Origin of the sequence: Lysinibacillus cavernae (genome assembly GCF_009724685.1) — a bacterium.
GTDB lineage: Bacteria > Bacillota > Bacilli > Bacillales_A > Planococcaceae > Lysinibacillus > Lysinibacillus cavernae.
Window position 1 is genome coordinate 409,649 of sequence record NZ_WMEF01000003.1, and the last position, 24,420, is coordinate 434,068.

General features: G+C 39.2%; 19 protein-coding genes and 1 other annotated feature. Of the genes, 2 read left to right on the plus strand and 17 right to left on the minus strand.

Annotated elements, in window-relative coordinates; translation table 11 throughout:
* Positions 1-363: 363 nt before the first annotated feature.
* The 8 genes from GJU32_RS09690 to GJU32_RS09725 form a co-directional block, all read right to left on the minus strand.
* A complete protein-coding gene (locus tag GJU32_RS09690; RefSeq protein ID WP_155591738.1) occupies positions 364-1,770 on the minus strand; it encodes a YfcC family protein in 1,407 nt (468 codons plus the stop codon).
* Between the two features lie 119 nt (positions 1,771-1,889).
* Complete coding sequence (locus GJU32_RS09695; RefSeq protein WP_230874999.1) at positions 1,890-3,197, minus strand: MarR family transcriptional regulator; 1,308 nt, start codon at positions 3,195-3,197, stop codon at positions 1,890-1,892.
* A 112-nt stretch (positions 3,198-3,309) separates the two neighbouring features.
* Positions 3,310-3,525, minus strand: coding sequence for a DUF2642 domain-containing protein (locus GJU32_RS09700; RefSeq protein ID WP_155591740.1), 216 nt, complete (start codon positions 3,523-3,525; stop codon positions 3,310-3,312).
* Positions 3,526-3,596: 71 nt separating this feature from the next.
* Positions 3,597-4,037, minus strand: a complete 441-nt coding sequence (dtd, locus tag GJU32_RS09705; RefSeq protein ID WP_155591741.1) for a D-aminoacyl-tRNA deacylase — start codon at positions 4,035-4,037, stop codon at positions 3,597-3,599.
* Between the two features lie 31 nt (positions 4,038-4,068).
* Positions 4,069-6,264 (minus strand): RelA/SpoT family protein, encoded by a 2,196-nt coding sequence (locus tag GJU32_RS09710; RefSeq protein ID WP_155591742.1) that lies wholly within the window; start codon positions 6,262-6,264, stop codon positions 4,069-4,071.
* 205 nt (positions 6,265-6,469) lie between these two features.
* A complete protein-coding gene (locus tag GJU32_RS09715; RefSeq protein WP_155591743.1) occupies positions 6,470-7,384 on the minus strand; it encodes a pseudouridine-5'-phosphate glycosidase in 915 nt (304 codons plus the stop codon).
* 4 nt (positions 7,385-7,388) lie between these two features.
* The gene (locus GJU32_RS09720) at positions 7,389-8,480 is read right to left on the minus strand and encodes a carbohydrate kinase (RefSeq protein ID WP_155591744.1); all 1,092 of its coding nucleotides are present in this window, start codon (positions 8,478-8,480) and stop codon (positions 7,389-7,391) included.
* A gap of 122 nt (positions 8,481-8,602) precedes the next feature.
* The gene (locus tag GJU32_RS09725) at positions 8,603-9,853 is read right to left on the minus strand and encodes an MFS transporter (protein ID WP_155591745.1); all 1,251 of its coding nucleotides are present in this window, start codon (positions 9,851-9,853) and stop codon (positions 8,603-8,605) included.
* Positions 9,854-10,042: 189 nt separating this feature from the next.
* On the opposite strand from GJU32_RS09725, the gene GJU32_RS09730 reads away from it, so the two are divergent.
* A complete protein-coding gene (locus tag GJU32_RS09730; RefSeq protein WP_155591746.1) occupies positions 10,043-10,501 on the plus strand; it encodes a MarR family winged helix-turn-helix transcriptional regulator in 459 nt (152 codons plus the stop codon).
* Between the two features lie 58 nt (positions 10,502-10,559).
* On the opposite strand, the gene GJU32_RS09735 is transcribed toward GJU32_RS09730, so the two are convergent.
* The 8 genes from GJU32_RS09735 to GJU32_RS09770 all read right to left on the minus strand — a co-directional run bounded on the left by GJU32_RS09735 (position 10,560) and on the right by GJU32_RS09770 (position 19,385).
* Entirely contained in the window at positions 10,560-11,072 is a 513-nt protein-coding gene (locus tag GJU32_RS09735) for an adenine phosphoribosyltransferase (protein WP_155591747.1), read from the minus strand.
* A 34-nt stretch (positions 11,073-11,106) separates the two neighbouring features.
* Positions 11,107-13,425, minus strand: a complete 2,319-nt coding sequence (gene recJ, locus GJU32_RS09740) for a single-stranded-DNA-specific exonuclease RecJ (protein ID WP_155591748.1) — start codon at positions 13,423-13,425, stop codon at positions 11,107-11,109.
* A 166-nt stretch (positions 13,426-13,591) separates the two neighbouring features.
* The gene (gene trpA, locus GJU32_RS09745; protein ID WP_155591749.1) at positions 13,592-14,383 is read right to left on the minus strand and encodes a tryptophan synthase subunit alpha; all 792 of its coding nucleotides are present in this window, start codon (positions 14,381-14,383) and stop codon (positions 13,592-13,594) included.
* The gene (gene trpB, locus GJU32_RS09750) at positions 14,380-15,591 is read right to left on the minus strand and encodes a tryptophan synthase subunit beta (RefSeq protein ID WP_155591750.1); all 1,212 of its coding nucleotides are present in this window, start codon (positions 15,589-15,591) and stop codon (positions 14,380-14,382) included. The genes trpA and trpB overlap by 4 nt, the downstream gene beginning before the upstream one ends.
* Positions 15,591-16,205 (minus strand): phosphoribosylanthranilate isomerase, encoded by a 615-nt coding sequence (locus tag GJU32_RS09755; protein ID WP_155591751.1) that lies wholly within the window; start codon positions 16,203-16,205, stop codon positions 15,591-15,593. Before GJU32_RS09755 ends, trpB begins: the two co-directional genes overlap by 1 nt.
* A complete protein-coding gene (gene trpC / locus GJU32_RS09760; RefSeq protein ID WP_155591752.1) occupies positions 16,202-16,993 on the minus strand; it encodes an indole-3-glycerol phosphate synthase TrpC in 792 nt (263 codons plus the stop codon). Before trpC ends, GJU32_RS09755 begins: the two co-directional genes overlap by 4 nt.
* Positions 16,990-18,021, minus strand: coding sequence for an anthranilate phosphoribosyltransferase (gene trpD / locus GJU32_RS09765; RefSeq protein ID WP_155591753.1), 1,032 nt, complete (start codon positions 18,019-18,021; stop codon positions 16,990-16,992). The genes trpC and trpD overlap by 4 nt, the downstream gene beginning before the upstream one ends.
* Entirely contained in the window at positions 18,021-19,385 is a 1,365-nt protein-coding gene (locus GJU32_RS09770) for a chorismate-binding protein (RefSeq protein ID WP_155591754.1), read from the minus strand. Before GJU32_RS09770 ends, trpD begins: the two co-directional genes overlap by 1 nt.
* A 116-nt stretch (positions 19,386-19,501) precedes the next feature.
* Positions 19,502-19,750: a binding site (T-box leader), on the minus strand.
* Between the two features lie 320 nt (positions 19,751-20,070).
* Here GJU32_RS09770 and GJU32_RS09775 point away from each other — a divergent pair.
* Positions 20,071-21,759 carry a methyl-accepting chemotaxis protein gene (locus GJU32_RS09775; protein WP_155591755.1) on the plus strand — a complete coding sequence of 563 codons (1,689 nt, stop codon included), beginning with the start codon at positions 20,071-20,073 and terminating at the stop codon, positions 21,757-21,759.
* Between the two features lie 99 nt (positions 21,760-21,858).
* Here the strand turns inward: GJU32_RS09775 and secDF are convergent, their stop codons facing one another.
* The gene (gene secDF, locus GJU32_RS09780) at positions 21,859-24,126 is read right to left on the minus strand and encodes a protein translocase subunit SecDF (protein WP_155591756.1); all 2,268 of its coding nucleotides are present in this window, start codon (positions 24,124-24,126) and stop codon (positions 21,859-21,861) included.
* Between the last annotated feature and the right edge of the window lie 294 nt (positions 24,127-24,420).

The following is a 24,420-nucleotide window of genomic DNA, read 5'->3' on the forward strand; positions in this document are numbered from 1 at the left end:
TCTTAACGTTACAAATTAGGAATAAACCTAGTTGTTTTCATTTTTTGCAATTTATCGTTCAGTTTGAATCAGTCTTTGGACAAATTCAGCCATTTCTTCAGGCTATCTTCCCCAAATAGAGTGTACATTTTATTTCCTCACAACGTTTATCTACTGTAAATATTTTTATCCTTAGGGTTGTTGTGATAGTCTATGAGGTCATTTGACGGTCTAATAAACAAAAAAGTACACCACTACATAGAAGTGATGTACTAATTATTTAATATACTGTGCGACGTTAAAGACAATCTCTTAATATTACAGATTTATAATACATTCACTTGTCTTCAATTTTACAGAGTAGCCCACAGCTTTTTCCACATTTTAAGAAATCCCTAGTGCTACTGCAGCAATTAACGCAAGACATGCGATTACTGCCCAGCCTAGAATCATCTTCCAAATGAATTTTATCCACTTTTCATATGGGATACCTGCAACGGCTAGATAAGCCATTAAGGCCGATGAAGTAGGGATAATTGAGTTTGTTAATGAATCTCCATATTGGAAGGCTAAAACAGCAACTTGTCGTTCTAAACCTAATAGATCGGTAATCGGAATCATAATCGGCATTGTTGCGGCTGCCTGTCCACTACCGGATGAAATAAATAAATTCAAAAGTGCTTGGATAACTAACATGCCGATTGCACTGATAGCGTGTGGTAAATGTCCAATAGTTTCTGATGCTGCATAAACGATTGTATCAATAATTTTCCCTTGCTCTAAAACAACCGTGATCGCACGGGCAAAACCTACGATTAATGCACCAAAGGTTACAGCCTTTGCCCCATCAATAAAGGAGTCAAAAATAGTGGCAGGCTTCAATCCCCCAATGAGACCAGCAATTAATCCCATAATTAAAAAGGATGCTGTTAACTGTGTTAAGAACCAACCCCAATTAAATACGCCATAAATATTAAAGCCAATCCCACAAGCCATGACAATAAATACGACTTTATGCTTCCCTGTTAATGTAGGAATGTCAATCGCAGACACATTGGATTTAGCCTTTTGCTCGATATCATAAATAACACTTGCCTGTGGGTCCTTTTTCACCTTGAAGGCATAGCGAGACACGTAGAAAATAGCAAAACCTAAAACAAGAATATAGACTACTGCCCGGAAACCAATCCCTGAAAATAAGGGTACATCTGCTAATGATTGCGCAACCCCCACTGTAAAGGGATTAAGCATTCCTCCAAAAAAGCCACTGGCAGCACCAAGTGTGATCATGGCAGTCCCTGTCACAGCATCAAAGCCCATAGCACGGGCAATTGCTACACCAATCGGTACGAAAATAATCGTTTCTTCAGCCATCCCCATTGTAAAACCACCAACAGAGAATAAAATCATCGATAAAGGAATGAGTAATTTTTCCCTTCCCTCTAAAGCTTTTACCCCTTTATAAACACCAGCCTCAATGGCACCTGTGGAACGAATAATGCCAAATACACCACTGACTAAGAAAATATAGAAAATAATCTGAGCCCCTTTTTCAAGACCCATTGGAATGGCAGTAAACATTTCGAAAAATGATACTGGATCACTCTCAATTTGATGGTAGCTTCCATCCACAACGAGCATTCGTCCATCCTTATCCTCTACACGTTCAAACTCTCCTGCTGGAATAATGTAGCTTGCGATACCTGCTAGAAAAATAATAGCAAAAATAATGGTATATGTATGAGGTACTTTCAGCCAACTTTTCTTTTTTACACTTTGTTCATTTGCCATAACATCACCCTCCTTTTAATAGATTTAAACACTAGCAAACTATTGTCGCTATATGTCGTTAATTGAAAATAAATATACATGAGTTCGATTTTTTTGTAAAGTATTAATTTTCTATCATTTCAGAAAGTCCATTTGGTTGTTGCTTTATAAAGCTTTCTAGGACGGCCTTGGAGATAAGGTTGCTCCTCCCCCGCTAACATAAAATAGTCTTGCTCGATTAACCGAATAATAATGCGCTCAGCAGATCTACGTGACAAATTCATGTATTGCGCTAATTCAGCTGCTGAAAAGGGGCGGTTATTAGTGACTGAAATAAATTGCTTCATTACATTTAAATTTTTGGCACTCATTTTTACCTTCTCAGCGATCTCTAAAATTTCTTTATTATTGCTACTTAATGAGATTTCTTTATTATTCTCAAATAATGGTCCATGTAACCGATTATCCGCATCTACCAAGCACATCACTGTCGAGGAATCTTTCCATTTGGACGTGAAAAATAAAGCTTGGGAAGAATGCACTTCTGCTTCATGTAATGAATACCCATAGCCAATACCAATCGTAAAAAAGGTTTCAAATTGTCGTTCACATTGCTCGATTATGGAACTTAAATAATTAGGTTCAAGCTTTTCAATCACACCTCTAGTGGAAATGATTACATAAGGCTCTTGTTGTGACTGTGTTACTCTCGCTTGAAAACGCTTGCAAATCTTTTCTAAATTATGTAGAAACGCTTGGTGATTCACCAATAAATTTTGCTTGCTACAAATAGAGACAACTGCAATCTGCGAGGCAGACAACAATGTATGTTTATAAGCATCTAGTGCTGTATTAATCGTCATTGTAAATGTTTGTTTGCTTTCAACCATATACTTCGCAGGGACCCCTAATTTTTGTAACTCAATATAAACTGCGTGTAAGCTAGTAAGTGCCAATGACGTTTTTCCCGTTTCAAATAATTCCTTATGATAGCGGACATAATCAGAAATATTGAGTTCAGCTATTTTTTCAGGTTGTTCATAAACCCATGCGTAATCCATTACATATACATCTGTAGATGAAATACCAGCCTCTTTCATTACTTGATAGAAGCTATCCTTTCTTGGTACATCTATCGAAAGTTGAGGTAGTTCTACCCTTTCATTATGTTGTAGAGATAATAGCGAAAGCGTTAATGTTAATTCATCAAAAGGAATATATGTTGCTTGTATTTGAGACGCTTGTATTTTCTCATAGCAATAAAAATAAGGAATCGACCCAGCAAATAGTACAATATCTGAACATGATGCCGCTTCATCAATGAGATCTACACACTGCTTAGGTGAAGTGTAAGGAAAATGAATAAATTGTGCTTTGGGAAACATTGTGAAATGTTGCTTTATATTATTCCAGAAAAACAATGAACCGAGAATCGCAATTGTTTGCATTATTTTCAACCCCTTTACTAAACATATTATTCTAATAATTCTATTTATTAAACCATAAATACATAAAAAAAAGAACCTTCTATTCTATTGTGATTCGAAGGTTCATACTTACTCATTTTTTTGTAGTTTCCAATGTAACCCATACAATTTCCTCCATCCGAATGAAGAAAGGCGTACGACTAATTTCTAAAATCATATGGTCAGGTAGTATTGATAATAAAATACCTTGCTGAAGAGTATTTTCTGTTTGCACTACAACTGCCTGACCAATCATCATTTTAAGAGTTTCGTATAAATATGGATTGGATATACTTCCTATCTGCGTCATGTTCAAGACACCCCTTCCTATAAAACTAAACATACTTTTTAGTATATGAAGGAACTATAGGAAATGTTCCATTATTTTGACTCTAGAAGTATTGTTACTGGACCATCGTTAATTAATGCAACATCCATCATTGCACCAAAAATACCTATTTCCACATGTAAACCGTGTTCACGCAGTGCTTGATTAAATGCTTCCCACAGCGGTTCTGCTACCTCAGGTCTAGCTGCACTTATGAAACTTGGACGATTTCCCTTTTTTGCATCCCCATACAATGTAAATTGTGAAACGGACAAAATAGCGCCTCCATGCTCGATAATGGAATGATTCATTTTTCCATCACCATCTTCCCAAAGGCGTAAATTAGCTACTTTCTTCGCTAAATAGGCTACATCCTCCTGGGTATCTTCATGTGTAATGCCTACCAGAAGAACATAACCACGATCAATTGCTCCTGTAACAATTCCGTCCACTGTTACAGAGGCAGCTTTACTGCGCTGTAATACTACTTTCATGCATTAAAACCCCAATTCTAGTTGCTTATCACTAATTGATGACACGCTGCACCGAATAAATATCTGGTGTTTGTTTAATTCGTTCGACAACTTTATGCAAATGTGAAATGTTTGAAATCGAAATCGTCAAATGAATTGTCGCCATTTTATCACGATCAGCACGACCACTAACTGCTAAAATATTCGTTTTTGTTTCGCTAACAATTTGCATGATCTCATTTAAAATACCAGGTCTATCAAAGGCTGATACTTCGATATCAACTGGGTATTCTTTTTTCTCAGGGATGACACCATGTTCCCATTCCACTTCAATTAAACGTTCCTGCTCATCCTCGATTTGAATATTTGGACAGTCGGCACGGTGTACAGAAACACCTCTCCCCTTTGTAATAAAGCCCACAATATCATCTCCAGGCACAGGCGTACAGCAGCGAGAAAGTCGAATAAGCATATTATCAATGCCTTTTACAATGACACCCGATTCCGTACGTTTTTGTGGAATTGGATTTTTCATTTTTTGTTCGATTTTCTCTAAAGCTTCTTCCTGCTCACGCTCTTTACGGCGTTTTTCTGCTAAACGATTAACCACTTGCTGTGCAGTAATTCCATTCACACCAACTGCCGCATACAAATCTTCCTCATTCGTATAGTTAAATTTATCACACACTCGTTTAAGGTTTTCTGGTGACATGGTTTCCTTTAAATCAAAATCCTGAGCGCGAATTTCCTTTTCAATCATTTCTTTACCTTTGACAATATTTTCTTCACGCAGATGTCGTTTAAAGAATTGCTTGATCTTATTCTTTGCCTGCGAGGATTGCGCTATTTTTAACCAATCTCGGCTAGGACCAAAGGATTGCTTAGATGTTAAAATTTCAATGATATCGCCCGTTTTCAGTGGTGTATCAAGTGGCACCATTTTCCCATTGATTTTTGCCCCAATCGTACGATTTCCGACTTCCGAATGGACACGATAAGCAAAATCAATTGAAACGGAACCCGCTGGCAATTCAATCACATCACCTTCAGGTGTAAAGACGTAAACCATATCAGAAAACAAATCAAATTTTAAGGATTCCATAAATTCTTCAGCGTTAGAAGATTCATTTTGGAACTCTAAAATTTCACGGAACCACGTTAATTTTTGATCGACATTTTGCTTTTGATGATCTACGTTTTTACCTTCCTTATAAGCCCAGTGTGCCGCAATCCCGTACTCTGCAATTTTATGCATTTCCTTTGTACGAATCTGTACCTCTAATGGATCACCATAAGGACCAATAACAGTCGTGTGTAAGGATTGATAGAGGTTTTGTTTCGGCATAGCAATATAATCTTTAAAGCGCCCTGGCATCGGTTTCCATAATGTATGCACAATCCCTAAAACGGCATAGCAATCTTTAATACTATCTACAAGTACACGAATGGCCAGTAAATCATAAATTTCATTAAACTGTTTCTTTTGTAGCACCATTTTTCGATAAATACTGTAAATATGTTTTGGTCGGCCATATACGTCAGCTTCAATTTCAACCTCATTCAACTGTGATTTCATCTCAGCCATGACATTCTCTAAATAAGCCTCACGTTCATCTCGCTTTTTCTTCATCAAACTAACAATACGATAATATTGCTGTGGGTTTAAATAGCGAAGTGCTGTATCTTCAAGCTCCCATTTTACAGTCGAAATTCCAAGACGATGTGCAAGTGGTGCAAAAATCTCTAGTGTCTCTTTGGAAATACGTCGTTGCTTTTCAGCAGGCAAATGCTTTAGCGTACGCATATTGTGGAGACGGTCTGCTAGCTTAATTAAGATGACACGGATATCCTGCGCCATGGCTACAAACATTTTTCGATGATTCTCTGCTTGTTGTGCCTCTTTTGATAAATATTTAATTTTCCCTAGTTTTGTAACACCATCAACAAGCACTGCTACTTCTTCGCCAAATTCCCGTACCAAATCATCCCGCGTAAAATCCGTATCTTCGACAACATCATGTAAAAAACCTGCCGCTACAGTTTCCGGGTCCATTTGTAATTCAGCTAGAATACCTGCCACTTGTACTGGGTGAATAATATACGGTTCACCAGAGCTACGGAATTGCTCAATATGGGCATCCCTTGCTAATTCATATGCTTTTTTCACGAATGCGACATTTTCATCATTCATGTAGGATTTGACTAACTCAAAAACGTCCTCAGGAGTCAAAATTTGCTCTTTCGCCATAACATGTCCACCTTGCTCGTCAAATTTTTCAGATTAGATATAAACTTAATTGTATAAAATTTTGTAGCCTATTGTAAAGAGACTGTGTCATTTAGTTTAGTTAATCTCGTGAACAGTTTGAAAAATGGAAAAAATATTCTTCTTTTTAATGAAAAAGACCCTCTGCGACGACATGTCACAAAGAGTCCTTGTTTCGACAAATGGATTAGTGTAATTGATTGTAAGCTACGGCAATTTTCGCGCCAACTACTGCATTGTTTTTCACTAATGCAATGTTCGCATCAAGACTTTTACCTTCTGTCAATTCTTTTACTTTGCCTAGTAAGAATGGTGTAACGTTTTTACCTTGAATACCATTCTCTTCAGCTTCTACTAAAGCTTTTTCTATAATGTTTGTAATAAATGCGTGTTCAAGTGCTTCCACTTCAGGAATTGGATTTGCAATGACAGCGCCGCCTTTTAAGCCTAATTGCCATTTCGCACGTAGCATTTCTGCAATTTCCTCTGGTGTATCAAGTTGGAAGTTTACATCGAAACCACTTTGGCGTGTATAGAATGCTGGTAGTTCATCTGTACGGTAACCTACAACTGGTACACCTTTTGTTTCAAGGTATTCTAGTGTAAGACCGATGTCTAAAATAGATTTTGCTCCAGCACAGATAACTGCAACTTTTGTTTCTGCTAATTCTTCTAAGTCAGCAGAGATATCCATTGTTGTTTCAGCTCCGCGGTGTACACCACCGATACCACCTGTTACAAAGATTTCAATGTCTGCAAGCTCTGCACAGATCATTGTAGCGGCAACTGTTGTAGCGCCTAATTTTTTCGTTGCTAGTAAGTAGCCTAAGTCACGACGTGAAGCTTTAGCAACACCTTGTGCATTACCGAACATTTCTAGCTCTTCATCTGATAAACCAATTTTAATTTTTCCATCAATTAACGCAATTGTTGCAGGTACTGCGCCATTGTCACGAATAATTTGCTCTACTTCACGCGCAGTTTGCACGTTTTGTGGATAGGGCATACCATGTGAAATAATTGTTGATTCCAAAGCAACGATTGGTAGACCTTTTGCTTGTCCTGCTTTTACTTCTTCTGATAATACGATGAATTCTTTCATGTTATTATTCCTCCATTTCACTTTTTAACAAATCTACTGATAATTCAGGTCTTACTGTATACGGAGATGCCAATGTATTTTTAGCATTCGTTAACCCCGCATCAACACATGTCGCAAAAGATTGTCCTGTCAACCAACTGTGAATAACAGCGCTAACAAAGGCATCTCCTGCACCCGTAACATCTTCAATTTTGTCAATCACTTTTGCAGCAAAATGACTAGGCGAAATCGTTGTGGATGCTGCATACACACCCTTGCTGCCAGCCGTGATAATGACATGTTCAGCGCCTAGATGTAGGAGCTGTAGTAAAGCTTTTTCATAATGGGTAGCGTTTTCAATTTTATGTCCAACAATTGTTTCCGCTTCATCCGTGTTACAAATAAACCAAGTTACGCCTTGTAATGTTTCAGGTAGTCGATTCATTTTAGGCGAAGATACTGGCACAATGACAAGTGGAATATCACGTGCAATGGCTACTTGCTGGATATAAGCCACTGTTTCTTTCGGACAATTTAAATCCAAAATAAAGCAACCAGCGTTAACAAGCATTGTTTCATGCTTTTTTAACAAGCTTGGCAATAGAAGGTCATAAACCTCCATATTGGCTACAGCTAGTGCTAGCTCACCTTGTTCATCCATAACAGCTGTATAGGAACCAGTAGAAGCTTCTGGTAGTTGCTCCACATAACGTAGATTCATAAAGGATTCTGAAGCTTCTTGAATTACTTGCCAATCAGCATCTTTACCAGCCGTTGTCAGTAACGTCACTTGATGGTTTAATCTGCCTAAGTTTTCAGCAATATTTCGACCAACACCACCTACACTAAAAGAAGAGCTGGCAGGGTTGGATGTCCCAAATTGAACATTGCCCTTCACATGGAATTTTCGGTCTAGATTGGCTCCACCGATACAAATAATTTCATTTTCCTCGGGTAAAATATAAGCACGACCTACAATTTTTCCTTGCTTCGTTAAACTAGACACTAAATTAGCAAGTACAGGACGAGACAGATTCATTGTATCGGCCATCTCTTGCTGAGACATAAACGGATTCTGGCGAATTAAAGCAAGCACCGCCTGTTCTCTTTCATTCATAGCATCACCTTTTATTATATTTGTTTATATTATAAACTTTTGTTTATTGAATGTCAAAAAAAATATTGATAAAAAAGTTGAACCTCTTTCTGTTGAGGTTCAATTTTTTTTCAATCGAGTGTTTATCCTTGCTGAGGCGTTTGTTTTTTTACAATGATAACGAATAAGCTTGCCAATGCACAGAATAGGCCAGCAAGGAAAAAAGCCCACGTGTAAGAATTGAAAAACTTATAAATTAACCCTCCACCATACGCAGCAACTGCCGCTCCTGCTTGATGTGAGGCAAATATCCATCCGTAAATAATACTGCTTTTTTGCATGCCAAAGATTTGTCGTGTAATACTGATAGTTGGTGGCACTGTGGCAATCCAATCCAGTCCATAAAAGATAGTAAATATCGTCAGTAACACAAAGGATCCTTGAGTAAGTGCATAAGGAAGCAATAGTAGAGAAGCTCCTCTTAACAAGTAATACCAAAATAATAACCAACGATTATCAAAGCGATCTGACAGCCAGCCAGATACTGTGGTGCCTAGTAAATTAAAGACGCCCATAAAGGAAAGGAGTGATGCAGCAGTTACTAAAGGAACACCAAAGGTAATACAATAAGAAACAAAATGAGTGCCGATTAATCCGCTCGTTGATAGCCCACAAATGAAAAAGCTTCCTGCTAATAGCCAAAAAGCTTTGACCTTAACTGCCTCTAGTAAGCCATGAAAGGCCATACTAATTGGATTCTTTTTAATATGAACTTGCTGCTCTTTTATAATCTCTTGTTGTCCATAAGGGGTTAAACCTAAATCTTGCGGCTTGTTTTTAATAAATATAGCAATCATGATGAACATAATCGTACTAAGGAGCAGGATTAAACCAATTGCCCATCTCCAAGAATAGTGTTCAATGATAATAGCTAGAACCGGTAGTAATATTAATTGACCTGTGGCTGTACTAGCTGTTAGAATACCAACCGCTAACCCCCTACGTTTCACAAACCAATGGTTGGCTACATAAGGACTGAGCACAGTTAAAAAGAGGCTCGCACCGAGACCAATAATGCCTCCCCAAATAACGATTAACTGCCATGATTGACTCATGAAAAATGTTAAAGATATCCCTCCAACTAAAGTTGCCATTGCACTAAGCATCATTTTCTTTAAGCCAATGACTTCAAGCAGCGCTGCCATAAATGGGCCGGATATGCCATATAAGAACAAACTTACTGCGAATGCTAAGGCAATCGTCGAGCGATCCCATTGGAACTCCTTTTCGAGGGGATCAATAAAAACGCCAGATGACGACATCGTAATTCCTGCTACAATAATCGAGAAAAATGTGATGATTAAAATTACCCAACTGTAATGAACACGTTTCATCCTAACACCTACTTTCTTGTGAGATTGCCTACAAAACATGTATATACATGTTTTGTAGTCTATTTGTTTCCTTTGCATGTATATACATATATAATGATAGTAACCGTTATGATAGCTGTCAAGAAGTAATTTCCAGCGCTTAGGTGTATACTTAAAATTAGTAGAATCCCCTAAAAGGAGTACTGAGCCATGATGAATCATCTAAAAAATGTCGATTATACACAAATCTGTGTTTGTGCAAATCTTAGAAAAAAAACAAGAGTTGTAACGCAATTATACGATAAGTTGCTACACCCCACTGGTTTAAAAGTTACACAATATTCCATGCTTGCCCATATTGACCTTCAGCAAGCCGTCTCAATTAGCCGTTTAGGTGAAATTTTGCTACTCGATCAAACTACGGTGACACGTAATATTACGCTATTAAAGCAAAATGGCTATGTAGAATTAAACAGAGACGCACACGATGCCCGTACTAAAAATATAACGCTCACTGAGAAAGGGTTAGAGAAGTTGCAGGAAGCTGCCCCCATTTGGCAAGAAATTCAAGATAGAATAATTGATGATGTCGGTATTGAAAAATATGCAGATTTCTACGATACGTTGCGAACAATGCAAAAAATCATACAATCATATGATGAAGAGTAAAAGACACCCCGTAAAAGTTTGCGGGGTGTCTCATATTAGGGCGCTTTTTCCAATGATCTTAATATTGAATAAGTGTTTTAATAGCTAAATCGCCAAGTTTTGCACGACCATTTAATTCTAAAAGTTCGATTAGGAATGCACAACCTACTACCTGACCACCTAATTGTTCCACTAAGCGAACAGTTGCTTCAACTGTACCACCAGTTGCAAGTAAATCGTCACAGATTAAAACTTTCTGACCAGGTTTAATTGCATCATGATGCATTGTTAATGTATCTTTGCCGTACTCAAGACCATAGTCTGCACTAATGACCTCACGTGGTAATTTACCAGGTTTACGAACAGGAGCGAAGCCAATTTCAAGTGCATAGGCAACTGGGCAACCGATAATAAAGCCACGAGCCTCAGGGCCAACTACAATTTCAGCTCCTACTTCTTTTGCGTATTCTACGATTTGATCTGTTGCATATTTGTATGCAGATCCGTTATCCATAATTGTTGTAATATCTCTGAAGGTAATGCCCTCTTTCGGCCAGTTTTCAACTGTTGTGACGTATTGCTTTAAATCCATGTTATTGCTCCTCCTACGAAACGTTTTTCGTCTATTAATGTAATCGTTCATCAAACCATTGTTTTAATTCTATATAAGGGGCATAGACAAGCTTTTGCTCCATTTCAATCTGTTCTGAACGTTGTTTGTAAGACGGTGCCTCTGTTAGTCCTTGTTTTGGGGCATTCACGTTGACAGTCGTCAGTCCACTCTCCATTTTAACAAAACCAAGCTCAAAAAACACCTGTGTCATAAATTTTAATGTATCTAATGGCCACCCAGTATGCTTTGCTAAATCTGCAATATGCATATCAAGCGGAAAGGCTGGTCGATTTTTCAAGAATTTATAATACCAAGAAAATTGCTCACGAGTAGGTAAGCCACTGAAGTATTGTGAATCTGGCATATAGAAGTGCGCATAAATACGTGAAGGCGTCGTTTTCTGTAAAACCTCTTCTAGCTTTTGAACATGTTGTGGCAAATCGAGAAGGACTATATATTCACTTTGTTCAACATTTGAAAGTGCAGGGTCAACTACTGTTATAGGTACACCAATTAATGATTGATAATAAACCATCGTTTCTGGACGAAATGCTATAAACTTCGCCTCGTCCTTCGGCACCGTATTGAGCCAGCGAGCGGTTTGACGGATGCCACGAATATCAAAAAGTTGCCATTCTGTTGTCTGAACATCCTCGATCATAAATTGAGCCTTTTTACGCCCTTGCCATTCGTTAATTTGCAAATCGCCGATAAAGGACACTTTTATACCATACGTTAATTCATCATGTAAATGCCCTTTATTAAAACCGACACTATCTAATTTGTCATAGCCATTCGTTAATTCCATTTTAATATGATTCTCAGCCGCTCCAATTTTACGCATGGATGAAATTTCAACTTCCTCTAGTACATAAACGGGCTTTGGAAAATCTGTACCGAATGGGCCTAGTGTTGAAATTTCTTCAATAGCATCTGCTGATATTTCGTCAATGTTTAACGGAATATCAATATGGACAATCGGCGTTAATTGCTCCTCTGTTAAACAAGCTCTTGCCTGAGCATCCAAGCGTGTGCGTAGTTCATCCACATGCTCTAATGATAAAGTCATACCTGCCGCCATAGGATGTCCACCAAAATGCGGTAAGATATCCCGATTTTTCGCTAGCTCATTATATAAATGGAAGCCTTCGATGCTTCGAGCAGAACCTTTTGCTGTGCCTTTTTCAGGATCGAGTGAGAGTACAATGGTTGGACGGTAGTATTGCTCAACCAAACGTGAAGCAACAATCCCCACAACCCCTGCATTCCAGCCTTCCCCTGCCACAACAAGGACTAAAGAATCGCCAATCTTTTCATCTGCTTCGATAAGCGCAATGGCTTCATCTGTAATACTTTTCACAATATCTTTGCGCTCTGTATTGCAGGTATTTAGCTGTTTTGCCAGTGCAGTTGCTCTTGTACTATCCTCAGCCATTAATAACTCTACTCCAGGAGCAGCTTCACCGAGTCGACCAACAGCGTTTAATCGCGGGCCAAAATAAAAACCAATTGTTTCTTCCGTAATTTTTGCCTGCTCTGTACTAGCTATGTCACACATAGCTTGCACCCATGGACTAAGGGAACGACGCAGTTCCTGTATGCCGCGTTTAACAAGATAGCGATTTTCATCCACTAAAGGGACTAAATCTGCTACAGTTCCGATCGCAACCAATTCAATTAAATGAATTGGTAGTTCTCTATATAAAGCATGTGCTAGCTTAAAGGCTACGCCCACTCCTGCTAATTCACCAAATGGATAATGCCCTTCTGGTAGACGAGGATGCAGTATAATATCTGCTGGCGGCAGCTCCTCACCTGGCTCATGGTGATCTGTCACGATGACATCCATACCAAGCTCCTTGGCTACACGAATAGGTTCGATACCAGATATCCCATTATCCACTGTAATAATTAACTGTACACCCTCATCATACGCTTCACGAAATAGCGCTTCGTGTGGGCCGTAGCCATGGATAAAACGATTCGGGATTTTAAATGATGCATCCGCTCCAAGATCCAGTAAAACATTTAGCATGACAGTCGTGCTTGTCACACCATCGGCGTCATAATCACCATAAACTAAAATTTTCTCACCATTTTCTAGTGCTTGCTCAATTCGTGCCACTGCTTCAGTCATACCATGCATGAGAAAAGGATCATGGACATTTGCTTCGGTCATATTTAATAAGCTTTCTGCGTCAGCGGTTGTTTCACAGCCTCGTGCTGCTAAAATTTTTGCTGCAATCGCGGAAAGTTGTAAGTCATTTTGTAACGTTTGTACAAGTGTTGCGTCTGGACGCTCCACCTGCCATCTTTTTTTTGATAGAATCATCTTCTCACTTCCTTACGAAAGCTATTATACCGAAATTCTATATAATGCGCACTATCCGTTAGATTGATAGTTTTATCCATCAATTTAAAATTCTATCCATCTCTTTTCCTTATCTATCCGTCAGTTCAATCCTTCTATCCATCTCACAGCAAAAAAGTCTACTCTGCTATAGAGTAGACTTTGCTATCACACCTTTTGAAGCGGCAACCAATTCTTCAACTGTTGCCATATCTCCTTCATGCAATGCTGTTACAATGGCACTACCGACGATAACACCATCCGCTAGTGCTCCCATCTTTTTTATTTGCTCAGACGTTGAGATACCAAATCCTGCAAGCACAGGAATTGGACTTGCTTGCCGTAATCGTGCAAAATGATGGTCTAAATTATTGGCAAAACTTGACCGTACTCCTGTAATCCCATTGACGGTAACTGCATATACAAAGCCTTGACTCGCAGCTGCAATGCTTGCAATCCGCTCAGGAGGACTCGTTAAAGAGACTAGTTGAACAACATCAATGTTATGAGGATTTAATGCCTCACGTAACATCGCACTTTCCTCTAATGGAACATCTGGAACGATTAACCCTTTCACTCCCCCTGCTACACAAGCTTGGGCAAAAGCCTCTAAGCCGTACGCTAACACAGGATTTAAATAAGTCATTATTACTAAAGGTACCGTTATTTCTTCTCTAAAGGAAGCGAGGGTTTGCAACACTTTTCTCAATGTCACACCAACTGCGAGCGCTCGTTCACCTGCTCGCTCAATTGTAGGACCATCTGCAACAGGATCTGTAAAGGGAATACCTACTTCAATAGCCGTCACACCTAGCTGTTGCAGTGTGAGGATAGTTGGTTTGATCGTTTCTAGCCCTCCATCACCTGCCATTATATAAGGTATAAAAGCTTTATTCCCCGCAACTTTCGCTTGTTCAACAGCTTGTTGTAATGTTGTCATTTGACATCTCCTCCTAGTGCTGCTCGAACCGTGTGTACATCTTTATCGCCTCGACCAGATAAACACACAACAATAATGTTGTCTTTCGGCATCGTTTTAGCAAGCTTTGCCGTATAAGCAATAGCATGGGAACTTTCAAGTGCTGGAAGTATGCCCTCTGTTCGACTTAACAATTGCAAGCCCTCTAATGCTTCATTATCTGTGATTGAGTCAAACTGCGCTCGACCAATATCGTGTAAATAACAATGCTCCGGCCCTTTTCCTGGATAATCTAATCCTGCTGAAATAGAATGTGCTTCTTGGACAAAGCCGTTTTCATCCTGCAATAGATACATGTAAGCACCATGTAAAACACCTAGCTGACCACCTGCAATTGCCGCAGCATGTTGCCCAGACTCAAGACCGTTCCCTGCCGCCTCAATGCCATATAAGGCAACCGTTTCATCATCAACAAATGGATGAAACATGCCTATCGCATTACTGCCACCCCCGATACAAGCAACAACTGCATCTGGTAAACGTCTCTCTTTTTGCAAAATTTGCTTTCTAGTTTCAACGCCGATGACACGCTGAAAGTCTCGAACAATTTTTGGGAATGGGTGGGGACCCAATGCAGAACCTAAAATATAATGCGTATCTTCAACATTTGTCACCCAATAGCGCAGTGCCGCATTCACAGCATCCTTTAATGTTTTTGATCCACTTTCTACCGATTGGACTTTTGTGCCGAGCAACTCCATGCGAAAAACGTTTAGCTGTTGACGTTTAATATCTTCTGCTCCCATAAAAACAACACATTCTAGATTTAATAGTGCGCAAGCAGTAGCCGTTGCCACACCATGCTGACCGGCACCTGTTTCTGCAACTATTTTCTTTTTACCCATGCGTTTGGCAAGAAGCGCTTGCCCGATCGCATTATTTATTTTATGAGCGCCTGTATGATTCAAATCTTCGCGCTTTAAATAAATCTTTGCCCCACCTAGTTCCTTTGTTAAATTTTCTGCGTAATAGAGAGGGGTTTCTCGTCCAACATACTCTTCTAAAAAATAGGCTAGCTCCTCTGTAAACGTTGGTTCTTTTATTGCTTCCTCATAGGCTGCTTCTAGTTCTAACAAGGCTGTCATTAATGTTTCTGGCACAAATTGTCCGCCAAATTGTCCGAAACGTCCATCCTTTGTCGGTACACTATTTGCAATCGAAATTCCCATTATATGTTCCTCCTTTTTACTGCATTTATAAATACCTGTATTTTTGTATGATCCTTTATCCCATCAATTTCCACACCACTCGACACATCTACCATAAAAGGGGCTACACTTGTGATAGCCGCATCAATATTGTCTATGTTGAGACCACCAGCTAATAGTAATTTCTCACGAGGGATACCTATTTTCTCTAGAAGTGCCCAATCGAAACTTTGACCACTGCCACCTTTAAAATCGGTACCAGGAGCATCAAATAAGTAATAATCCACCTGATAATCAGCAGCAGCTTCAACATCCTCTCTTCCATGTACCGACAAGGCTTTAATAGCTGGATAACCTTGTTCCTGAATAAATGCTGGCGTTTCTTCTCCATGATATTGTACATAGTCTAAAGGTACACGCTCCACCGCTTCCTTTACCTCAGCTGGCGTTGGATTGACAAAGACACCAATTTTCAAAACACCTTGTGGTACTTGCTTGGCTAAGAGCTGTGCTTGCTCAATGGATACACGACGTTTACTCGGTGCGAAAACAAAACCAATGGCATCTGCGCCAGCGTGAATAGCTGTCATAACATGTTCTTGTTCTTGTAATCCACAAATTTTAACCTTTGTCATACGGAAGTCCCCTCCTTTCGAACTTGTAAATGTTGTAGTGCTTGCCCCGCATCTCCACTGCGCATTAATGCTTCACCTACAAGAACGCCACTAGCACCCATCATCGCTACTTGATTCGCATCTTCTTGCGACCAAATACCACTTTCACTGATTAATACACGTTCCTCATCAAATGGAAATGCTTCAGCAATTTCTCTTGTGCGTTGTAGGCTGACTTCAAAGCTACGCAAATCTCGATTATTAACACCAATGAGCTTAGCATCTACTGCAAGGGCACGTTGGAGTTCTTCACGATCGTGTACTTCCACTAAAACCTCTAAGCCTAAACCTGTTGCATAGCTATATAAGTCACGTAAAGCTTCATCTGTTAAGGCCGCAACAATTAATAAGATAATCGATGCACCTGCAGCCTTCGCAAAGCGTATCTGCACCCGATCAATCATGAAATCCTTACAAAGAAGAGGTATTTCCACAGTTCTAGCAACTGCTGCTAAATCTTGAAAGGAGCCTTTAAAAAATTCCTTATCAGTTAAAACAGAAATAGCTGCTGCTCCTGCCTGTGCATAGACTTGTGCTTGAGCAATTGGATCTGCCCCTCCAGCGATTAGCCCCTTGGAAGGGGAAGCACGCTTCATTTCAGCAATGACCTGTAGTGTATGTGCTTTATGCAACGATTCAAATAACGATGGACGTGGCTTTTCTGAAAAATTTGCTAAAGGATCGGGCTGCTCTAATAAAGCAACTACCTCTATCCTCTTTTGTTGAAGAATTTTATTGAGTATATTCATTGCTCGACCTCCACTTGTTTTATTTGCTCGCTGTAGGAAACAACCGCTTCCAGTTTTTGTAGAGCTCGCCTGCTGAAAATACTATCCTTTGCCATGGCTACCCCTTCTTTAATGGTTTCTGTTTGACCATATCCGAATAAGCCAATACCTGCATTTAATAACACTGTATCTAAATACGCACTCTGCTCCCCAGCCAATATTTTTTTCATAATTACTGCATTCTCATCTGCGTTGCCACCTCGAATAGTCTCCATTGGCGCAGAAGGAAGACCGACATCCTCAGCTGTTAAGGAAAAGGGAATTAAATCCCCTTTATCTACTAAGACCAACGTATTTTGCCCTGCTAACGATGCCTCGTCTAAGCCCTGTGGTCCTGAAACGACAATGGCTCGCTCACGTCCAAGTATTTGTAAGACCGAGGCATATTCCATGACAAAATTAGGTCGATTAATGCCCGTAAATTGTGTGGATAGTGGCACTGGATTTGTTAAAGGCCCCACAAGATTAAAGATTGTTGGTTTCCCAAGGGAACGACGAACTTCTCCGATTCTCTTTAACTTCGGATGAACATTCGGAGCATAAATAAAAGTGATACCTGCCTTTTCTAACAACTCAATGGTTTGCGGAATAGTAATATTTGTATGAATGCCTAATGCCTCCAAAACATCTGAGCTACCAGAGGATGATGAGATTTTACGGTTTCCATGCTTGGCAATTTTGACGCCCGCTCCAGCTAACACGAAAGCAGAAGCTGTGCTGATATTAAAGGTATGAAGACCATCACCACCAGTTCCACAATTATCCATATAGTCCCCTTCTTTTACTGCCACGTTACGAGCAAAAGAACGCATAATTGTTGCTAATGCTGCTACCTCATGTGCTGTTTCTCCCTTCACAGATAAAGCCGTTAAAAAGCTTGCGATTTCGTCTTTACTTGTATCATCCTGAAATAGCCATTGCGCTGCCTTCAGCATTTCCTCATACATCAGATGCTCTCCTTGTAGCACTTTCCTGTGTAAATGTTCCATTAGTTTCGCCCTCCATTAGCCAATAACTGTAAAAAAGCACATTCTTCCCCTTGTACTTGATGTAAAACGTTCTGCACATTTGTATATTTAGTAACGGTTATTGTTGATTGCATATGCATGGATTCATGTTCAACCACAATGGATTGACCTGTTAAAGCAAAATCCAAATGTCCGTTAAATCCAATAAAACCGAGAGCACCACCAAAAATGGCAGCCGTGTGAGGCCATTTTTTTACATAACGTGTCGCCTGTTTCTTTGGTATATCCGTAGCTGACAATGGTGGCAATGTCGCTTTAAGTACGTCAAGAGCATGAAGCATTGGTAAAAGCTGACCTTCTATCCTTGACGTCATGTGCAATGCCTGTTTTGACCTCTCAATTCGCATGCCATCAATGACCTGAACAGAGTCTCTAAAACAAACAGACTGTAATTCTTGCTGAACTGCACTAACGAGTGTCGCATGTGATTTTCTAATGCCCGTATGATCGTATAATTTGCGTTCATTTGCTAGATCTTCACTTTTTGTTTCACCCCGTGGATAAATTCCCTCTGTTGGGGTTGCTATGACTCTCTCTCCTTTTACTCGTATTAAACTTTCAGGAGAAGTTCCTAACACAACATGATCTTCAAATTCTATATAATACATATAGGCGGCTGGCCTCTTTTTGCGTAGCTGTCTGTACAAGGAGAATGCATCGCCTTGAAAGTTGGCTACATAACGCTTTGGCAATACTACTCTTGCTATGCCATTATTCAAGTTGGCTTGCATAGTCTGTAAAGCAGTTGCAAATTGTTCATTGGCTGTCGTATCAAGCGCATGATAACGATAGTTTGCTTCGTCACGGACATGATCGTTCAACAACTGTTGTGCCATTTCCTCTAGATCGGGTTGTTGTTTTTCCGCATCAATATTTGTATGGATCAATGTCACCTCATCTGTAAGATGATCAAAAACAATGATTGTTTCGTATATATGAAAATGAACATCAGGAAGTTCTATTTCATCGTCGTTGAACATCGTCGTTCTGCCATGACCTATATAACCGACAGCACCGCCTGAGAAAGGAAATTGTGTCGTATTGGAGATGCGTGGCATGAGTCGTTTAAGTAGGACGAAGAGCTCTCCTTTATGCACATATGTTTTTCCTGTTTTATAGGAAACCTCCTGAATCTCTTGACCCGTTCCTTTATACGTTTTTCGTGGATTGGCACCAATAAATGAAAACCGTCCTGCTCCCTCATGCTGAGCGGAGCTCTCCAGCAAAAATTTATGTGTCCCCTGTAAACGTCTAAAAATTAAAATAGGTGTTAAAGAATCGCCATTGATGGTTTTCATTTTTGTTCTTGAACTCGTTGTTTCCATAGCTTTCAATCTCCTTTTCCAAAGATTTCTTTAGCTAATGTCTAGACGAATGCGAAGGAATGGTTCCGTTGAATGAAAATAAAAAAAGCCCTCTGCAAAAAGGATTATTCCTAATTGCAGAGGACGATCATGACCGCGTTGCCACCTCATATTAGAGCATATGCTCTCACTTTTGTGCCTTCGATGCGACTGACCTTCTGGATCTTGGACCGCACATCGAAAGCACCCCTATAACGTGGGGAATCACGTTCGCTTTTATTAGCGACTCTCATAAGTCCATTCACACAAGCTGTAAATCAGTTCACACCGTCCACTGACTCTCTAAATTACACACTTATGCTACTACTCTTATTCAACAATTTCTCAGCTATTCTCATCTAAACTCAGCTCATCTGTTCTTAGGCTGACCTCGCTCCCGAGGCCTTCTACCTTGACCGAACAAAAAGTTAGCCTTAATTCTATGCCAAACCAATATAATTGTCAATCAATTCTGAAGAAAAAGTTGAAGTTCATATTTTTTTAGAAACATTGCAATTAGGTATATTATCCTTTTAATAAACCTTAAAAGGGAAATAGATTCCTTACAATTGAATATTTCTTGAGTATTGACCATGTAAATATATCAAGTTATAGTAATTTCAGAACATTAATTTTTTCCATATAATTAAAGAAAGTAGGAACGTATATGTCCGTTCGCAAAAAATTAAATCTCGGCTTCATTTCTTTAACATGTTTACTCTTCATCTCAAGTATTGTGTCCTTTCTTCAATTCAAAGCAACCCAAAATGATTTGGAAGAAGTGCTGAACCATCGCATCGGGCAAATCCAATTAACAGAGCAAATACAACAGGAGCTAGCGTCGCAAGGTTTATTTTTACGCTCCTATATTTTAAATAGTAAAGATGAAACAACTAAAGCAAATTTAGAGCGCTATGAAAAGCTTTTACCAGAAACGGTCGAGGAGCTTTCTACTATTGTTCGTTCTGATTATACAAAAAGTATTATGCAGCAGATCTCTGAATTACAAAACCAATTACTCACTAGTTCAGAGAATGCCATTCAAGCATTTAATAATGGCAATGTTGATGAAGCACTCACTTACATAAATAATGACGTAACAAAATATAATAAGGAAATTTTCACGTTGACGACTGATTTATTAAATTACCATGATGAACAGCTTAAAAAGGTTGATCAGGAAGTGAATCAAACGGTTTCACGAGCTATCTTTATTTCCATTAGTCTACTCATTGCTAGTGTAGTTGTCGGAGTATACTTTATGTATTTTGTTAAAAGATCCATTGTTCAGCCATTACGTAAGGTAATTGGTGCAGCAGATACATTAGCACAAGGGGATTTATCGTTCGATGAACTTGAACATCGATCAAAGGATGAGATTGGCACACTTGCCGTGGCGGTCAATACATTAAAACAAAATCTTACTGGATTAATAACAAACATCCAAGATAGTGCTTCTCACCTATCAGCTGTCTCTGAAGAGCTTTCTGCAAGTACGGAGGAAGTGACTGCGACATCCGATGATATTGCACAACGAATTCAAGAAAACGCAACACACATCACCTCATCCGCTAGTGCCTCTCAGCAAAGTGCTGTAGCTATGGATGAAACGGCTGCAGGTGTCCAACGTATTGCAGAGGCGACACAAAGTCTATCTCACAATGCCGAGAGCATGACACAGCTTGCCCATACAGGAGGAACAACGATCACAACAGCGAAAGAACAAATGGATATGATTTCAGTGGCTACTTCGGAAATTGCTACTTTGACTCAAAAACTAAGTAAGCAATCTGAGGAAATCGGGCAAATTACAACAGTCATTACAGCTATTTCAGAACAAACAAATCTACTGGCACTCAATGCTGCAATTGAAGCAGCAAGAGCTGGAGAACACGGTAAGGGCTTTGCGGTAGTAGCTGATGAAGTACGTAAACTTGCAGAGGAATCAAATCAATCCGCTAGTCAAATTGTAGCGATAACAAAAGACATCCTGACAGATACTCGCAATGTTGCAGCTGCTGTCGATAACGGCTTAGCTTCTGTACAGGACGGTGTGACTAAAATACATGAGGCAGGAGATGCGTTCTACTCCATCACCTCAGCAGTTGCAGTCTTTACGGAGCAAATTGAAGAAATTTCTGCCACATCAGAAGAGATTTCAGCAAGTGCAGAGCAAGTCGCAGCTTCAGTCACTGAAATAGCCAATGTCTCGAATCAATCAGCTAGCAACTCACAAATCATTGCAGAATCTGTCGACGAACAGGTTGCGACAATGCAGCAAGTAAACGCAGTCGCTGAGGAACTAAGTCAGAATGCTCAGCAACTACAAGCATTACTTCAGCAATTTAAATTATAAAATAAGAAAATCTGCTGCTTTTTATAAAAGCTAGCAGATTTTTTTGCAATATAAAAAGCAGGGGTAGAAAACAATTCGTTTTCTACCCCTGCTATTAAATTATACAGTAGGTTCGTCTGTACCCCATTGTTTTTTCTCTTTCTTGTGTAGCTGTCCATCTGATTTTTTCATTTCACGAATTTTTAATGAATACCAAATTTGAGCTGCAATACAGATTGAAGAATACATACCTGTAATTAAACCAATCAATAAAGCGATGGAGAAGTTTTGAATAGATGGTGCGCCAAAAATTAATAGGGCTACAACAACGATAATAACAGTTAATACTGTATTAACAGAACGTCCCATTGTTTGGCGTAACGATTTATTCACAATATTAGCCAATACTTCACGGTCATTAATGGTATCATAACGATCTAAGTTTTCACGCATACGGTCAAAGGTAACAATCGTATCATTGATGGAGTAACCAACAATGGTTAAAACAGCCGCAATAAACGTAATATCCACTTCTAAACGCATGAAGCTAAAGACAGCAACAATTAGGAATACGTCATGCAATAATGAAACGATTGCACCAATACCCATGCGCCATTCAAAGCGAATTGCCACATAGATGATAATCCCTATTGCTGCGAGAGACAATGCCTTAATGGCATTTTTCACAAGTTCCTTACCAACTGTAGGTGATACGGTACTTACAGCCGGTTCATGGCCATATTTTTCGCCAGCTTCTTTTTTGAATTTTATAATATCTGCTTGTGATAGGTCATCTTTATAGCGAATAACTGCTATATTACTTTTCTCACCTGAGAGTATGATATCTTCTGATGAAAAGTCGATGCTATCTAGATATTTGGATACTTCTTCTTGTGTTAAGGTTTGGTCAGATTCAATTTGGACACGAGTACCGCTTGAGAAATCAATACCTAGGTTTAGACGGAAAATACCAAGAACAACTAAACCAGCCACTAAAATGGCTAATGAGAACGTATAGAATTTTTTACGGTTGTGAACAAAATCAAATCGATCAAATTTCGTTGATAAATCTAATGCACCAATATTTTCATCCAGATTATGTTGTTTTGATTTTGCAATACCATACCATGCTGGATTATTGAAATAGCCACTATTAACAAGTAGCCCTAATAGGACACGAGAACCCCAAACTGCTGTTAAGAAACTCAATAAAATACTAATAATTAATGTTGTCGCAAAACCTTTAACAGAGCTTGTTCCCCATTGAAACAGTACTGCTGCAGCTAATAAAGTTGTCAACTGTGCATCGATAATCGCTGATAAAGATTGTTTAGAACCAATTTGGAAGGCTTGTTTAGCAGAATAGCCTACTCGAAGCTCTTCACGAATACGTTCTGCCGCTAGAATATTGGCATCTACAGCCATCCCTATACCAAGCACAATGGCCGCAATACCTGGAAGCGTTAATACCGCATTAATCCAGTCAAAGACCACCAATACTAGGAATGTGAAAACAGCCAGTGTAATGATGGAAATAAAGCCTGGTAAACGATAGTAGAATAGCATAAATAAGAAAATAATTACTACGCCGACAATACCAGCAAAAATGGTACTTTTCAGTGCTGCATCACCAAACTGAGCACCCACAGAAGTTGAGTAGATTTCATCAAGTTTAACAGGTAATGCCCCAGCATTTAAAATATCTGCTAAATTTTTTGTTTCTTCAACAGAGAAATTACCGCTAATCATAACATCTGTTGTATTTAATGTTTGATTAACAGTTGCTGCAGATGCATAGCGAGGCTTCGCTTTTTGTGACTCTGCTTTATAGGAATCGACACCCTCTTCAAAGTCTAACCATACAACCAGTAAATTTTGCCCTGCAGGTTTCGCAGCAATTTTACTTGTTATGTCAGCAAATTTTTTCGCATCTTTTAAAGTTAATGATACAATTGGACGATTTTGTTGGTCAAAGGAGTCTTTAGCACCGTTTGCTTTCAAATCGTCTCCATCCAATAATAAATTATCATCAACATCACGGAATGTTAAATTCGCAGAAGTTGACAATAACTCACGTGCTGATTCCTGATCCTCGACACCAGCTAATTGCACTCGAATACGATTTTTATCCTCAACCTGAATACTCGGTTCACTTACCCCCATAGTATTTACACGTTCACCAAGTGCAGTGGATGTTGCAGTGACAATTTCTGGTGTGATTTTTTGTCCTTCTTTTAATTCTTTTACCTCGTAAAGCACTTCAAACCCGCCTTGTAAGTCAAGACCAAGCTTAATGTCCTTTAAGACGCCGCTTACAGTCGTACTAATTCCTGCTGCAAAAAGCACTAGAATTAATAGGAACGCAACTATACGACTTTTTAGTTTCATCAATAAATCCTCCTCGAATTGGTGTAAGGGTTGTCCTTACACGCCAAACAAGTAACTAGCAATACCTTTTGAAACGTTTATCCTCCTTTTCCTTTAGAATCGTGTTACTTGTGTTCCAAAAAGGTTGCTCTACTTATTTCAATCGTTCATAACGCGCAAGTTTATCTTTGTATTATAAGGTACTAGTCTTCCAAGCTCCAGTAAAAGCATAGGAGACTTATGTAAGTAAGAACTCATTCAAAATAAAAAAAGCGCAACACACTTATTATGAAACAGGTTGCGCTTGGTGTCAAT

What these genes read in the sequence shown, in the direction of transcription:
- GJU32_RS09710 (WP_155591742.1), bottom strand. Translation starts at nt 6,264, where the DNA reads ATGGCGAAAGAGCAAATTTTGACTCCTGAGGACGTTTTTGAGTTAGTC.
- GJU32_RS09695 (WP_230874999.1), bottom strand. Translation starts at nt 3,197, where the DNA reads ATGCAAACAATTGCGATTCTCGGTTCATTGTTTTTCTGGAATAATATA.
- GJU32_RS09715 (WP_155591743.1), bottom strand. Translation starts at nt 7,384, where the DNA reads ATGAAAGAATTCATCGTATTATCAGAAGAAGTAAAAGCAGGACAAGCA.
- GJU32_RS09690 (WP_155591738.1), bottom strand. Translation starts at nt 1,770, where the DNA reads ATGGCAAATGAACAAAGTGTAAAAAAGAAAAGTTGGCTGAAAGTACCT.
- GJU32_RS09700 (WP_155591740.1), bottom strand. Translation starts at nt 3,525, where the DNA reads ATGACGCAGATAGGAAGTATATCCAATCCATATTTATACGAAACTCTT.
- GJU32_RS09735 (WP_155591747.1), bottom strand. Translation starts at nt 11,072, where the DNA reads ATGGATTTAAAGCAATACGTCACAACAGTTGAAAACTGGCCGAAAGAG.
- dtd (WP_155591741.1), bottom strand. Translation starts at nt 4,037, where the DNA reads ATGAAAGTAGTATTACAGCGCAGTAAAGCTGCCTCTGTAACAGTGGAC.
- GJU32_RS09770 (WP_155591754.1), bottom strand. Translation starts at nt 19,385, where the DNA reads ATGGAAACAACGAGTTCAAGAACAAAAATGAAAACCATCAATGGCGAT.
- GJU32_RS09725 (WP_155591745.1), bottom strand. Translation starts at nt 9,853, where the DNA reads ATGAAACGTGTTCATTACAGTTGGGTAATTTTAATCATCACATTTTTC.
- GJU32_RS09720 (WP_155591744.1), bottom strand. Translation starts at nt 8,480, where the DNA reads ATGAATGAAAGAGAACAGGCGGTGCTTGCTTTAATTCGCCAGAATCCG.
- trpD (WP_155591753.1), bottom strand. Translation starts at nt 18,021, where the DNA reads ATGGAACATTTACACAGGAAAGTGCTACAAGGAGAGCATCTGATGTAT.
- trpA (WP_155591749.1), bottom strand. Translation starts at nt 14,383, where the DNA reads ATGACAACATTACAACAAGCTGTTGAACAAGCGAAAGTTGCGGGGAAT.
- trpB (WP_155591750.1), bottom strand. Translation starts at nt 15,591, where the DNA reads ATGGGAATTTCGATTGCAAATAGTGTACCGACAAAGGATGGACGTTTC.
- GJU32_RS09775 (WP_155591755.1), top strand. Translation starts at nt 20,071, where the DNA reads ATGTCCGTTCGCAAAAAATTAAATCTCGGCTTCATTTCTTTAACATGT.
- trpC (WP_155591752.1), bottom strand. Translation starts at nt 16,993, where the DNA reads ATGAATATACTCAATAAAATTCTTCAACAAAAGAGGATAGAGGTAGTT.
- GJU32_RS09755 (WP_155591751.1), bottom strand. Translation starts at nt 16,205, where the DNA reads ATGACAAAGGTTAAAATTTGTGGATTACAAGAACAAGAACATGTTATG.
- secDF (WP_155591756.1), bottom strand. Translation starts at nt 24,126, where the DNA reads ATGAAACTAAAAAGTCGTATAGTTGCGTTCCTATTAATTCTAGTGCTT.
- recJ (WP_155591748.1), bottom strand. Translation starts at nt 13,425, where the DNA reads ATGATTCTATCAAAAAAAAGATGGCAGGTGGAGCGTCCAGACGCAACA.
- GJU32_RS09730 (WP_155591746.1), top strand. Translation starts at nt 10,043, where the DNA reads ATGATGAATCATCTAAAAAATGTCGATTATACACAAATCTGTGTTTGT.